General features: G+C 70.2%; 9 protein-coding genes. 1 reads left to right on the top strand and 8 read right to left on the bottom strand.

Going from position 1 to position 13,429, the window contains the following annotated elements; genetic code table 11:
* Positions 1 to 26: 26 nt before the first annotated feature.
* The 7 genes from FBZ89_RS08215 to FBZ89_RS08185 form a co-directional block, all read right to left on the bottom strand.
* Positions 27 to 407, bottom strand: a complete 381-nt coding sequence (locus FBZ89_RS08215) for a nuclear transport factor 2 family protein (protein WP_145749542.1) — start codon at positions 405 to 407, stop codon at positions 27 to 29.
* A gap of 160 nt (positions 408 to 567) precedes the next feature.
* On the bottom strand, positions 568 to 3,723 hold the full coding sequence (locus FBZ89_RS31890; protein ID WP_186457254.1) for a VIT domain-containing protein: 3,156 nt from the start codon (positions 3,721 to 3,723) through the stop codon (positions 568 to 570).
* Positions 3,724 to 3,927: 204 nt separating this feature from the next.
* Positions 3,928 to 5,250, bottom strand: a complete 1,323-nt coding sequence (locus tag FBZ89_RS08205; protein ID WP_145749538.1) for an MmgE/PrpD family protein — start codon at positions 5,248 to 5,250, stop codon at positions 3,928 to 3,930.
* The gene (locus FBZ89_RS08200; RefSeq protein WP_145749536.1) at positions 5,247 to 6,371 is read right to left on the bottom strand and encodes an adenosine deaminase family protein; all 1,125 of its coding nucleotides are present in this window, start codon (positions 6,369 to 6,371) and stop codon (positions 5,247 to 5,249) included. The genes FBZ89_RS08205 and FBZ89_RS08200 overlap by 4 nt, the downstream gene beginning before the upstream one ends.
* A 29-nt stretch (positions 6,372 to 6,400) precedes the next feature.
* Positions 6,401 to 7,732: an NCS2 family permease gene (locus tag FBZ89_RS08195; protein ID WP_211115151.1), complete on the bottom strand. Its 1,332-nt coding sequence runs from the start codon at positions 7,730 to 7,732 to the stop codon at positions 6,401 to 6,403.
* Between the two features lie 11 nt (positions 7,733 to 7,743).
* Positions 7,744 to 8,850 carry a nucleoside hydrolase gene (locus FBZ89_RS08190; RefSeq protein WP_246172088.1) on the bottom strand — a complete coding sequence of 369 codons (1,107 nt, stop codon included), beginning with the start codon at positions 8,848 to 8,850 and terminating at the stop codon, positions 7,744 to 7,746.
* A gap of 17 nt (positions 8,851 to 8,867) precedes the next feature.
* Entirely contained in the window at positions 8,868 to 11,813 is a 2,946-nt protein-coding gene (locus FBZ89_RS08185; RefSeq protein ID WP_145749530.1) for a TonB-dependent receptor domain-containing protein, read from the bottom strand.
* Between the two features lie 247 nt (positions 11,814 to 12,060).
* On the opposite strand from FBZ89_RS08185, the gene FBZ89_RS08180 reads away from it, so the two are divergent.
* Positions 12,061 to 13,008: a LysR family transcriptional regulator gene (locus FBZ89_RS08180; RefSeq protein WP_145749528.1), complete on the top strand. Its 948-nt coding sequence runs from the start codon at positions 12,061 to 12,063 to the stop codon at positions 13,006 to 13,008.
* A 17-nt stretch (positions 13,009 to 13,025) separates the two neighbouring features.
* Here the strand turns inward: FBZ89_RS08180 and FBZ89_RS08175 are convergent, their stop codons facing one another.
* Positions 13,026 to 13,403 (bottom strand): DUF427 domain-containing protein, encoded by a 378-nt coding sequence (locus tag FBZ89_RS08175; protein ID WP_145749526.1) that lies wholly within the window; start codon positions 13,401 to 13,403, stop codon positions 13,026 to 13,028.
* Positions 13,404 to 13,429 lie beyond the last annotated feature (26 nt).

The following is a 13,429-nucleotide window of genomic DNA, read 5'->3' as shown; positions in this document are numbered from 1 at the left end:
GGAACGTTCTTCGAGGCCGACGCGCCTCATGCCAGCACCGGCGCCCCAGATGCGAACCAGGCGCGGCTGATACGGCCGGCCAGCACCTCATAGATGCCGATGACCTCCACCGTGCCTGGCCCGTCGGCGAAGGTGCGGGTCACCACCTCATGGTCCACGACGGTCGCGCCCACCGCCACGCGATGCAACAGGCGGCCGTGCACGTTGGGCTCCCGGAAGCGGACGACGTGGCGCGCCCGGATCTCATCCGCCCCGCTGGCCAGCAGCGTGTCGGGATGCTGGTAGATGCGGGCATCCAACGCCCAGTAGTCCATGAAGCTGTCGATATCCTTGGCGTTGTAAGCGCGCAACTGGCCGTCCACCACCTGCTCGGGCGTCAGGGTCGGAAGCGGCGCGGTCGGGATCATGGCGACATTCCTCAAGAAGGATGGGATCATCCTTATCCGGCAAGACGCCATCCGTCCGTCGCCCGTATTCGGCATGCCCCCTATTCCCCGCCCCGAAAGCGGCGACACCCCCCCCTTGGCGCCACCAGCCTGGCAAGCCCCGGAAAAGCGGACCCAGGGCTCAAGGCCCCTGCGACCCGCCCGCCGCCGCGGTTCCGCCGCCCACGGTCACCCGGCCCACCACGCGCGTGCCGTCCTCACCCGGCTTCAGCTCGATCTGCATCACCTGCGCCTCCTCCGTCGGCCGCTGGTAGTTGCGGTAGAGGTGGGCGCGCACGGTGATGGGCCCGTTCGGGTTCAGGCGGTCGGTGCGGTAGATGTTGGCGCTGATGGTGTATTCACCGCCGGGCGCCCGGCGCAGCAGATATTCCTCCGGCCCATAGCCCTGGGTCATGTCGTGCGACAGCCGGCCGCCGATGGCGGTGCGGGGATGGCTGTAGATGGCGCGCTCACCCAAGGGTTCATCCACCCACAAATCCATGTCCGTGGCATCCACGTTCCATTCCAGGACCACACGCAGATCCACGTCCAGCTTGTCCCGCAGGCGGGCATCCAGCGGGATGTCGCGCACGCCCAGCTTTTCCAGGCGCGGCAGGATGCGGTTGGCCTCCATCAGGGCCACCATCTCGATGCCGGTGTAGGCGGGATCCCAAGTGCGGGTGATGACCTCGTTCAGCAGGCGCATGGCCCGTTCGTAATCCGCCCGCACCGACGCCGCCGGGGCGCCGCGCCTGGCCGCCCGCTCCGCCCGGTCAATCAAGGCGAGGGCCAGGCTGCGCCGGGGCTGGGGCCGGTCGCCATCCAGGTACAGCACCTTCTCATACAGCCAAATGGCGCGGGCCTCCTGCCCAAAGCGCATCAGGTCGTCGGCCACGATGATCAGCGTGCCGGTGTCGGCGCTGGGCAGTTCCAGGGCGCTCAGCGCCATGGACGCGGCCTCGGCCGCCTTGCCGCTGCGGAACAACAACTCCGCCACGTCCAGGTAAAAGGCCGGCAGGCTGCCGTACCGGGCGGCCTGGGTGGTGACCGCCGCCCGGAACTCCTCGGCGTCCGCCAGATGCTCCTTGAGTTCACGGATATAGGGGCGGTTGGGATCCCACGGCGCCACCTCGATGGCGCCGGCACTGTCGCCACCAGACTGGCCGTTCGCGCGGCTGGCGGTGACGACCACCTGGTCCACCGCGCGGCCGGCGATGGGTGCCCTGGGCGCCGGCGCCGCCATGGCTGGTGGCGGCGGGGTCTCGATATTGACCTCCACCGGCGGCGCGAAGGCGGGTGGGCGCACCGCCTGCGGCGGCGGCGGTGGTGGCGCCACGATGGGCGCCGGCGGCGGCGCCACCACCGGCGGCTTGGCCGTCATGACCACCGGCGGCGGCGCGGGCGCCGGCATGGGCATGGGCGGCGGCACTGGCCGAACCGTGGCGCTGTTCGTGACGACTTGCGTCGGTGGGGGTGGAAGGGCCGGCGGCGGCGGGGGCCGGCGGCCGGCCCACCAGTCCTTCTGCTCCTGCCAGGCGGAAACCACCTGGCCCAGACGGTTGGCGGCGGCGATGTCCTTGATCTGCTGGGCGCGGGCCCGCGCAGCGGCGAACTGGTTCTGCAGGTCCTTGCCCAGGCTGTCGGGCGGGGCGATGTCGGCATCGACATAGTCCTGCAGCCGCTCCAGCACCAGGAAGACGGCGCCGCCGCCGGCGACGCTGTAGCGCCGGGCGAAGCCCACGGCCGCCTTCTGATCCGGCCGGTCGGACGCCGTCATCTCCGCCACGCGGTCGGCGGCCCACAACGCGCCCAGGGCGTCGTCCGCCACCGTTGGCAAATCGTCCAGGTCGAAGGATAGGGCGTACCCGTCAGCCAGCGTCACCTTGACGGCGCCCAGCGACGGCGGGGCGCGACCGACGACGCGCACCCAATCGGGTGCCGCCGGCAGCACCGTGAAGTCCAGCGCCGTGCCGTCCGCCGCCTTCACGTCGATGGCGCGGCTGGCCGGGCTGGTCAGGCGCGCCAGCGCCGCGTCCACACCGCGCGCCCGCAGGTCCAGATGCTCCCCGCCCGACTTGCGGGCCAGCGCCGCCAGGAAGCCGTGGTCGGCGTCGGCGCCGCTGGACAGGGTGAACAGCGGGCAGTTCACCCGTTCCGCCTGGTAGGCGTCCACGGTCACCCGCCCGTCGGAGAAGAACAGGCAGGCGTCGGCCGGCGCCGGCGCCGCCTTTAGCACCCCTTGCAGGGAGGTGGCGCCGCCGTAGCTCACGGCCCGCAGGGCGCCCACCGCCTCGTCCGCCGCCGTGGCGCTGCTGAAGGACAGCACGCGCGGCGTGTCGTCGGCGAACAGCACCACATCCACCACTTTCGGGCCCACCGCCGCCAGATAGCGCTGCAACAGCTCCAGCTCCGCCGGCGCCGTCTCCTGCCGCGATAGCGACCGGTCCCAATAGACGCGCACGCGGCCGGTGGGCTTGGCGCCGCCATTACCGCCGGCGGGCACGGCGGCATAGACCTCGAAAAAGGTATCGCCACTGTGATGCCGGGTCAGCACCACCGGGGCCACCGGCGGCATGCCGCCGATGGTGAGGGCGCCGCCCAGGGTGACACCGCTGGCGTTCGCCCGCGCCTCCAACCCACCCGTGCCGGGGGCCCAGTGTAGGTCCAGCCCGTCCGGCCCCGCCAGGGCCGGCGCGGCGGCGGCATCGACATCGATGACCAGCAGGTTGACCTTGGCCACCGGGTCCAAGGTCGCCAGCGGCAGGATATAGGGCTGGTCCGTGCCGATGGGGGTGGCGAACTCGACCCGCACGGTGCGGCCCCGGTTGGGGAAGATGGGAAAGACATGGGTGCGGAAGGCGTTGTCGCGCGTCACCTCCGCCAGGCCGGGATCAACGCCGCGCCGCACCTGCTTTTGATAGGCCAGCGTGGCGGCGCGCTTAGCCACCAGCACGCTGTCGGCCATCTGGCCGTTCACGTCCAGCGCATAGCCGGTGACGACGGAACCCGCCGGCAGGTCCAGGGTGAAATCGCCCTCCACCGCCGCCATGGTGGGGTTGGCGAAGGTGGCCGACAGCGTGGTGCGCGCCACCCCGCCGATGATCTTCACCGTGATGTCCAGGCTGCCGATGGTCAGCGCATGGGTCGGCTGGGCACCCCCGGGCGCCATGTAATTGCGCGCCACCAATTCGGGGCTGTAGGTCCGGGCCGGCGCCGGTGCGGCCCCGCCGGTGCGCGCCCAGAGCAACAGGCCCAGGAAGACCGCCAGCGTCAGCAGCACCCAGACCGCACGCCCCATTTCCCAGCGCCTGATGAGCCTGTCGCGCATTCCATCCCCCATTTATGCAATACTGTAACGGTCCCGCGCCCCACCGCGCAAGACCGCCACCCCGGGGCTTGCACCCGGAAGCGTGGAACAGGATTGCCAGGATCATGCGCGCCGGAATGTGGCGGGCATAAGGCCCCTTTCGCCCCTTCGTTGAAAAAGGGTCAGGCCTCCACCCTACCCCGTCCTCAGTCCCAGGCGGCACAGCGCCCGCAGATCCGTCACGGCCTCGATGCCGGCCACCTGGCCGGCCAGAAGGTGCGCGTGCCCATCCGGCAGCGTGCCCGCCAGATGCAGGAACTTGGCGCGCAGGCGGTCGTCATCGGCGCCGATCAAACTGGTGTCGCAACGCGCCTCGCGGCGCGATCCGTCGGCCAGGGTGACCTCAACCGCCGCCAGGTCGGGCGGCCAATCCCGGGGGCCGAACGCCACCGTCACCCGGTCCCGCAGGGCGACCAGGTCCGGCCGGGCCGTCACGGCATCGGTGAACAGCCCGGACCTGCCGGTGTCCGCGCCCGACAGAGCCAAGGCGGCGACGAAGCGCAGGCTGAACTTCGCCTCCGTGCCGGTGCGGGGGGTGGCGATGTTGCACATGCGGTCGGCACCGGCGTCGACGGTCAGGCGCACCTGCCGCACGTCCCTGGGTTCCAGGCCCTGCGCGCGCAGCGCCGCGATCGCCTCGATGGCGCCATGGGTACCGAAGCAAGAGGCGTGGTATTTGAAGGAATTACGGTCCAACTCATGGCCGTCCCAGGTGATGGGGCCGGCGGGAATGGCGAATTGCGTGGCGGCGTAGCCCTGGGGCGCCTCCAGGATGTCGGCGCGGCTGGAAATTCCCGCCTCGGCCCATAGGGCGGCGCACAGCCCGGCCTCGGCCGCCCGGCCGGCGTGGATGGGCTTGGCCATGGTGCCGAATTGCGCCTTCAGCCCCGCCGCCTGTGACGCCGCCAGCCCATAGGCCCGGGCGGTCGCCTCCTCATCCAGGCCCAGCAGGTGGGCGCAGGCGGCGGCAGCCCCCAGGGCGCCCAGGGTGCCGGTCATGTGGAAGCCGCGGTCGTAGGGCCCCGCCCCCAGCCAGCGCCCGATCATGCCCGCCGCCTCATACCCGGCGACGAAGGCCGCCATCACCGCCCCGCCCCCCAGCGCCCGTTCCTCCGCCAGCGCCAGCAGCGGCGGCAGGATGACGGTGGTGGGGTGGACATGCATGGCCAGCGAGACGTCGTCATAATCCAGCGCGTGGCCCGCCACGGCGTTGAGGAAGGCCGCCTGGCGCACGGTCACGCCCTGGCCGCCTTGGCCACCCATGACGGTAGCCGCCGACCGCCCGCCTTCGGCCAGGGCCAAGGTCCGCAAGGCGCGGGAGACAGGTTCGTCCGCCCCCGCGATCGCTAAGCCGAACCAATCCAGGATGCAGCGGCGGACCATCGCCGCCGTGGCGGGCGGCACCGACGCGGCGGCGTCCCGGCTGAGTCGGATGACCTGCAGGGTCGCGCCGGTCATAGGGCAGAAGGTTCCCAATCCAGCCCCGCCGCCAGGGTGTCGAACAGCGACGGCCACTGGGCATGCCAGGCGGACCGCTGCCCGGCATCGGCCCAGCTGCCGGCGATTCCGGCGGCCATCATGCCGCGCAGGTCGGGAATGCCGAAGCCCAGGTGGCTGTACATCAGCTCCCACGCCCCTGCCGGGCTCACCCGGTGCAGGGTCGGGTCGTCGGTGTTGGGGTGGATGGCCAGGCCGGCGGCGGCCATGCGGCGGATGGGATGCTCGGCCGCCCACCGCTCCGGCGCCAGGGTGCGCAGGTAGTAGGAGTTGGTCGGCACCACCGTGAAGACCATGCGGCGCTCGGCGCAATGGCGCATCAGGTCGGGGTTGTCGACGATGCTGTAGCCGTGGTCGACCCGGTCCACGCCCAGGCGATCGACCACGGTTTCCACATTATGCCAGGGCGTGCCGAACTCCCCCGCGTGGGCGGTGAGGCGCAGGCCCTGGCGACGGGCCAAGGCATAGGCCTCGGCGAACAGCTCAGGCGGCCGATCCGTCTCGCGATAATCGATGCCGATGCCGGGCACCAGCGGATGGCGAACGGCGGCCATCAGTTCCACCATCTCCAGCGCCGCGGCCGGATCGGCCTCGCGGTCGATGGACGGGATCAGCAGGCCGCTGATGCCATGGTCGGCCGTCGCCTCGGCGATGCCGGCGACCAGGGCCGCCTGCACCTCGCGATAGGCCAGGCCGGTGTCGCGCAGGGTGGCGGTGGGGTTCCAGAAGAACTCGGCATGGCGCACGTTCTCCGCCGCCGCATCCGCCAGGTATTCGTAGGCGATGCGGCGGAAGTCGTCCGGTTCCAGCAGCAGGTGGCGTTCCAGGGCGCGCAGCACGTGCAGGACGCCCACGGGCTTGGCCCCGCGCCGGTAGAACGCCTCGATCTCCACCCCGGTTACGGGCGCGCCGTGCTTGGCCGCCAAGTCGGCGAAGGTTTGCGGCCGCACCGCCCCCAGCAGGTGGCAATGCAGCTCCACCTTGGGCATCGCGCGGAAGAAGGCACGCTGCGCCTCGGTGACCGTGCGGCCGGTCCGCGCCGGCGGCACGGTGGCAAGCGTGTCTGCGATGGGAATGGTCATGAAAGGCCCATGATAAGCGCTGCGGCGGCTCAATGCCGGGTCGCGGCGACATAGAAGTAATAGCCGAGCGGAACGGACAGGATCAGCAGCCCGACCGGCACGCGGGCCACCCGCCCGGCAAGGATCTGCACCAGGACGTAGGCCAGGATGCCGGCGGCGATGCCGGTGCCGAAATTGTTGGCCACCAGGGTCACCAGCACCATGACCAGGGCCGGCAGCAGGTCGCCGATCTCATCGGCCACCAGGTGGCGGATGGTGCCGAACATGGACAGGCCGGTCAGGATCAGCGCCGGCGCCGTCGCCTGCCGGGGCACCGCCATCACCAGCGGCGTGATCAACAGGGTGGCGAGGAAGCACAGCGCCGCGGAGGTCGAGGTCAGGCCGGTCCGACCCCCCGCCTCCACCCCGGCCGCGGATTCCACCAGGGCCGTGCCCGACGGGATGCCGATCAGCGGGCCCAGCGTCGCCATCACGGAATCCACCAGGAAGGGCCGCTCGATGCCCGGCAGGTTGCCGTGCTCATCGGTCAGCGACGCCTTGGCGCCCACGGCCAGCGTGGTGCCCAGGGTGGAAAAGAACTCCCCCGCGAAGAAGGCGAACAGATAGGGCAAGGCCGTCAGCGAAAAGGCGCTGCCGATATCCACCTGGAACGAGATGGGCTGGAAGGACCGGGGCAAGGCCACGAGGGAGGACGGCAGCACCGTCAGCCCCAGCGGGATGCCCGCCAGCGTGGCCGCCACGATGCCCGCCAGCATGGCGCCGGGCAGCCGGCGCGCCTGCAGGGCCACGGCGACACCCAGGCCGATCAGGGCGACGATGGGTCCGGGCTGGCTGAAATCCCCCAGCGACAGCGCCACGCTCTTGGTGTTCAGCGCCACCATGCCGGCGTCGCGGCAGCCCAGCAGCGCGATGAACAGGCCCAGCGACGCCCCCAGGCCCAGCTTGATGGGGGCGGGCACCAGGCGCATCACCAGGGTGCGCGCCCCGGTCAGGGTCATCACCAGGAACAGGACACCCGACAGCAGGGCGATGCCCAGGCCCGCCGGCCAGGGAATGTGCTCGGTCTGGGCCAGGGTGATGCCCAGGATGGCCGAGCCGCCCAGGCCCGGCCCCACGATGAAGGGCAGGTTGCCGTACAGCCCCATGAACAGGCTGCCCGCGGCCATGACGACGATGGCGGCGGTGGTGGCCGCCCCGCGATCCATGCCGCCGCTGGCCAGCAGCGACGGAATCACCACGATCAGGTAGGCCGCCGCCATGAAGGCGGTAAGCCCGGCGACGCCTTCCCGCCCCACGCTGGTGCCGCGCTGGCCCAGGTGGAAGCGGCGGTCGAGCAGCGCCTTTATCGCCGGGCCCCTCATTTCCGCGCCCCTCATTTCCGCGCCTGGGCCGTGAACACGGACAGGAAGCGGGCGGTGTCCACCTTCTGCACGATGTGCACCGTCTGCTCCCCCTGGTGCGGGGCGAACTCATCCTTCCAGATCTGCGCCGTGCCATAGGCCGGCCCCGGCAGCAAGTCGATATCCATGCGGGCCACCAGCTCCTCCGTGACCAGGGAGCGGTCGATGGCGACGGCCGTGGTCAGCTCATCCCACAGCGGCTGGCCGACCTTGGCGTAGTCATGGAAATAGCGGGCCAGCGGCGTGCCGGCCGACGCCACCTGGCCGACCAGCTCCGGCGTCACCTTGACGCTGCCGGTGACGTTGCCCATGACGGTGATCTTCCTCCACGGCGCGGTCAGCACGATGTGCGCCGCCTCGGGATCGAACAGGAAGTTGAAGTCGGTGGCGTAGTCGGTGTTGCCGGTGACCCGGGCCACGGCCAGGTCCAGCCCCCCGCCCTCGACCACGATCTCCTTGGCCAGGGACGGCAGGTCGGGCGCCAGGCGCAGCGCCAGGGCGATGTTGGTCAGCGGTCCGGCGGTGATGACGGTGACCTCGCCCGGGTGGGCCCGCACGAGGCTGATCAGCAGGTGCGCCGCATCCTCCGGCACCGCCGCGATCCGCGGCTCGCCTTCCGGCAGGGGCGGCACCAGCGCCGGGTCGTCAGGGTGATAGGCCCGGCCGGGGCGCGGCGCGTTCCAGGCCCCCTTCCAGGGAATGGCGCCGTAGCGCTGTTCCCAGGCCCGCATCTCGCCCTGGGTGCGCAGCAGGGGCATCTCCGCCCCCTTTGCCACCGGAACGTCCGGCTGGCCGGCGACCTCCAGGAAACGCAGCAGGTGCCGCGTTTCCTCCTGCAGCCAGGCATCGCCGGTGACGACGCCCACCCCCAGCAGTTCGACCTTGGGGTCGCGCAGCAGCGGGATCATGGCCTGGATGTTGCTCTGCCCCGGGCCCAGAAAATCATTGTCGAAATAGACCAGGGTCTTGTCGGACGCGGCGGCGGGAACCGCCGCGCCGCCAGAGGCCGCGCCCCCAGAGGCCGCGCCCAGGGAGAGGACCAGCGCCGCGGCGCGCGCGGCATGAACGAGCTTCATCATCGTTCCCCCTTGGCCCATCAGAACCGCGCGCTGACGTTCGTGAAGACATAGCGCCCCAGGGCATCGTAGATGCCGCTGTAGAAAGCGCCATTGGAAACCTGGCCGCCGGTGCTGGCGGTCAGGGGCGGGTCCTTGTCGAACACGTTGTTGACGCCCACCCGCAGGCTGATGTCGTCGGTCAGGGCCAAAGACACGCCCAGGTCCAGGTAGCTGACGCTGGGCAACGTGGCGTCGTAGGGCTGGTAGGCGCCCGCCAGGTAGACAGCGCTGCTGGACTTGTCGTTGCGGGTGCCGCCGATGTAGCGCCAGGTCGCCATCAGGTCCACGCCATCCGGCAGGGTCCAGTCGACCACCATGCGGTGGCGCCATTTGGGGATGGGCATGCCGCAGGTGACACCGAAGTAGCCCTCGCACCGGTAGGAGGGCGTGTTGGGCAGCACCTGGATCTCATACTTGTCGGTGAAGGTGCCGGAGAAGTTCAGCCCCACCCGGCCCAGGCCGTTCACGCCGATCAGGTCGGCCACGTCATATTTGGCGGACAGCGAGAAATCGACGCCCGACGTGTCGAGATAGCCGGCGTTGATGTAGGTGGTGACCACATAGCCGCTGGTGACCAGCGAGCCGGTGGTGGGGTTGCGGACCACTAGGTTGCAGAAGGTGCCGGTGGCGATGCACTGGCTGAGTTCGATCGTGGCCGGCACGGTCGAGATCAGCTTTTTCACATCGATATCGAAATAATCGGCGGTAAGCGTCACGCCCGGCAGGAAGGAGGGGGTAATCTGGGTCCCGAACGACACCGTGTTGGACTCTTCCGGCCGCAGGCCCGGGTTGCCGCCGATCATGGCGCCGGACTTCTGCCCCGCCGCCGGGGCGATGTTGCCGTACTGAGCGGCCGTCACGCCGGAGGCCTGGCAGGCCGCCAGGCTGGCGGTGGGGTGGGCGCCTTCGCAGGGATCGGTCAGGTTGGCGGTGGTGATCTGCTGCGGCCCGTACAGTTCCACCAGGTTGGGCGCGCGCACCGCGCGCTGGAAGCTGCCGCGGAAACGGATATTGGTGTCTGGCGCCCACTCGCCACCGGCCTTATAGGCGGTGGTGTCGCCGGCGGTGCTGTAGTCGGAATAGCGGGCGCCGGCGTTCAGCGACAGGCTGTGGAAGAAGGGCCGGTCCTGGACCAGCGGGGCAGTCAGCTCGGCGAACAGCTCCTTCACGTCGAAGGCGCCGGAGATGGGGAACTCACCGCCCGAATTGCCCGCCACGTCCTTGGAGGAATAGTGGCTGTCCGGCGTCAGGCCGATCGACTCCCGGCGGTATTCGGTGCCGAAGGCCACGCCCAGGGGGCTATGGGCCAGGGGGCTGGTGAGGGCCGACAGCTGGCCGGTGACGGCGCCGCTGGCCACCACTTCCTCGGTGAAGCCGGTGCGGTAGAAGTCCTGCTGCACATAGCCCAGCGCCCCCGGCGTGATGCCGCCGATGGCGAAGATGTTGATGGGCACGCAGCCGGCCGCCCCGGTCTTGCACACGATCTGGCCGCTGGAATTGGTCACGGCCTGCAGCGCGTTGGCGAAGTTGGACAGCGAGATGTCGCCGGTCAGCCGCGAGTCATAGTTGGTCCGGCCGTACTGGGCGTAGACGTCGTACTGCCAGTCGTCGCTGATGTCCCCCTTCGCCCCCAGCACGCCGCGATAGGCGGTGTGGGTGGTGTAGTCGTGGCGCGAACCCGCCTGCACATCGCGTTCCGACACCACCACGTTGGCGGTCTGGGCGGGGGTCAGCCCCGCCGTGGTGCAGAAGACGCTGACCTCCTGCGCCGACAGGTAGGGATTGTCGCAGTTGACCTTCTCCGCCACGCTGAACACGGCGGTGGGTGACAGGCGGATGTCGGCCTCGTCCCGCATGAACATGAACTCGCCATAGACCTGGTGGCCCGGCGCGTATTCATAGTGGCCGAACAGGTCCAGGTTATAGCGCTGGTCCGGCGACTGCAGGTCGTAGGTCGGGCCGTTGTTGAAGCCGTCCGACGTCTTGTAGGTGCGCAGGGTGTTGCCGGTGGCGCCGTCCAGCGTGTAGGTGCCGCGCGCGGCGCCCGTCTTGAGGTTCAGCGGCTGGAACTGGGCCGGATAGGTCGCGCTGGACAGCGAGCAGGAATAGCCGCCGGCGCCGGCCGACAGGCCGCAGATGGAGAAATCGCGGTCCGAGGTGCCCACCCCTTCGGCGTGGCGATAGCTGAAGAAGCCCGTGATGTTGCCGCGCCCGCCGGCGAAGTTCTTGCCGGCGGTGATTGAGACGTCGTTCTGCGGGCCGTCGAAGGTGGCGCCGCCGGGATAGGCCTGCTTGGCCGCCGCCGAGACGGCGCGGATGGGATTGTTGTTGGTGTGGCTGTAGAAGCCGTTGGTGGTGTCGACCTGGACGCCGTCGAAGTCCTTCTTGAGGACGAAGTTGACGACACCGGCCAGGGCGTCCGAGCCGTAGACGGCGGAGGCGCCGCCCGTGACCACGTCGATGCGCTCGATCAGTGCCGCCGGCACGTTGTTGATGTCCGGCGCCTGTGCGGAGGTGCGGTCCGGGTCGCCCTGCATCAGGCGGCGGCCGTCGATCAGCACCAGGGTGCGCTGGTTGCCCAGGTTGCGCAGGTTGATGGTGGCGGTGCCGCTGGCGCCCACCGTGCCGCCGCGGTTGCCGGCGCCCTGGTCGGCGTAGGCCTGCGGCAAGGTGTTGATCAGGTCCTCGACCCGCGTCACGCCGCGCTGCTGCAATTCCTCGCCGCTGACCGTGCTGATGGGGCTGACGCTGGTGGCGTCGGGGCTGCGGATGCGCGAGCCGGTGACGATGATCTCGGTCAGCGCCGTGTCGCTGGACGCGGTCTGCGCCGCGGCCTGGCCGACGGCCAGCGGCCCGGCGGTGATGGCGACGATGGTCGCGGTGAAACGCCCGGCGCGCGCACGCGCCTTCCTGCTGATTGACATGGAGCCCCCGTCTGATTTTTTCGCGCCCGACACTTGCCCGGTCGGCGGCTCCTCCCCCGAGGTGGCGCGCGGCTTGCCGCCCGTCGCCCGTCCAATCCGGCCCGGCGGCCGGTGGCTGCCCGCCACCCTACTTGCCCTGCTTGGGCCCGCCCCGTTTGGACTATGACTGTAGTATGACGCGGCCCGGTTCAGAGGGGAAAGTTTTTACATTTATGTTTTTATAAGTTTGTCTTATTACAAAAGGGCCATGTCCCGGACCATCGACGCGCCCCCCGCCTGGAAGAATCCCGTCTCGCTGCGCCAGCTCCGCTTCTTCGTAGAACTGGCGCGCACGGGAAACTTCTGCCGCGCGGCGGAGGAAATGTCGGTGTCCCAGCCGGCGATCAGCGCCGGCATCCGCCAGATCGAGGCGCATCTGGGCGTGCGCCTGTTCGACCGGACGACGCACAAGGTGACGCTGACCGACGCCGGCGTCTCGCTGCTGCCGCACGCCCAGCGCCTGCTGACCACGGCGGCCAACGCCTTCAGCGACATGCATGAGGTCGCGGGGCGCGAGATCGCCACGGTGCGCATCGGCGCCATCCCCACGGCGATGGAGGCGGTGGCTGCCTCGCTGGCCGAGTTGGCGGGCGACATGCCGGGGGTCGTCCCGCACCTGCATGACGGGCGCGCCGACCAGCTGATCCGGGGCCTGCGCGGCGGCACCTATGACCTGGTGGTGACGGTGCAGGCCCTGCCCGATGACGACCTGGAAGGCGTGCCCCTGTTCGAGGATGAAATGCTGCTGGTGGCGCGCGCCGACCATCCCCTGGCCGCCTGCGACCGCCTGCCGTGGCGCGCCCTGGCCGGCCAGGAGATCGTGCATTTCGCGGGCGGCAGCATTGGCGAGCTGACATCAGCCGCCCTGCAACAGAACGATCTGGCGCCGTCCACCCGCTACCGCGTGGACCAGGTCAATTCGCTCTACGGCCTAGTGCTGAGCGGCCTGGCAATCGGTGTGATGCCCTGGCTGTACACGCTAGGCTTCCCCGAGGACCGCCTGCGCCGCATCCGCCTGGACGGTCCCACCGTGCGCCGCCAGCTACGCCTGCTGCACCGCCCGCAATTGCGGGAGGAGCATCCGCGCGGCGTGGAATTCGCGCAACGGCTGACCGCCAAGCTGCGCGACAAGCTGTCCGCCAACCGCCTGCCCTGAGCGGGGCCACCTTTGCCTCAGTCGCTCTCGGCGATGGAGTCCACCCGGTCGGGATAGAAGGCCAAATGGTCCTTGATCGCCCCGACGGCGGCGTGGGGCGCCTCATAGGTCCAGACCGCGTTCACCGCCCGCGCGCCGCCGGCGGGGATGCTGAAGTAGGAAGCGTCGCCCTTGTAGGGGCAGTGGGTGGCATGGTCGGTACGCTCCAGCGCCCCCATGTCCACGTCCTTGCGCGGGATGTACTGGACGGCGGGATAGCGCGCCTCCCGCAGGCTGAGCGCCTCACGCGTATCGGCGATGGCCTTGCCGCCCAGCGTCACGACCACCCGCCTGGGATTGCGCTCGATGGTGATGGGATGATCGGGCCCCGGAATCTTGATCGTCTTCTCGGTCATGGCGCTGCCTCCTGCGATCGCTTGTC

It is taken from the genome of Nitrospirillum amazonense (genome assembly GCF_007828045.1).
In the GTDB taxonomy this organism is placed as follows: Bacteria; Pseudomonadota; Alphaproteobacteria; order Azospirillales; family Azospirillaceae; genus Nitrospirillum; species Nitrospirillum amazonense_C.
This window is presented reverse-complemented; position numbering and strand designations above follow the sequence as displayed.

Bases quoted from the DNA above. Each gene is read 5' to 3' on its own strand.
- FBZ89_RS31890 (WP_186457254.1), bottom strand. From the start codon at position 3,723: ATGGGGCGTGCGGTCTGGGTGCTGCTGACGCTGGCGGTCTTCCTGGGC.
- FBZ89_RS08185 (WP_145749530.1), bottom strand. From the start codon at position 11,813: ATGTCAATCAGCAGGAAGGCGCGTGCGCGCGCCGGGCGTTTCACCGCG.
- FBZ89_RS08205 (WP_145749538.1), bottom strand. From the start codon at position 5,250: ATGACCGGCGCGACCCTGCAGGTCATCCGACTCAGCCGGGACGCCGCC.
- FBZ89_RS08175 (WP_145749526.1), bottom strand. From the start codon at position 13,403: ATGACCGAGAAGACGATCAAGATTCCGGGGCCCGATCATCCCATCACC.
- FBZ89_RS08200 (WP_145749536.1), bottom strand. From the start codon at position 6,371: ATGACCATTCCCATCGCAGACACGCTTGCCACCGTGCCGCCGGCGCGG.
- FBZ89_RS08215 (WP_145749542.1), bottom strand. From the start codon at position 407: ATGATCCCGACCGCGCCGCTTCCGACCCTGACGCCCGAGCAGGTGGTG.
- FBZ89_RS08190 (WP_246172088.1), bottom strand. From the start codon at position 8,850: ATGATGAAGCTCGTTCATGCCGCGCGCGCCGCGGCGCTGGTCCTCTCC.
- FBZ89_RS08180 (WP_145749528.1), top strand. From the start codon at position 12,061: ATGTCCCGGACCATCGACGCGCCCCCCGCCTGGAAGAATCCCGTCTCG.
- FBZ89_RS08195 (WP_211115151.1), bottom strand. From the start codon at position 7,732: ATGAGGGGCCCGGCGATAAAGGCGCTGCTCGACCGCCGCTTCCACCTG.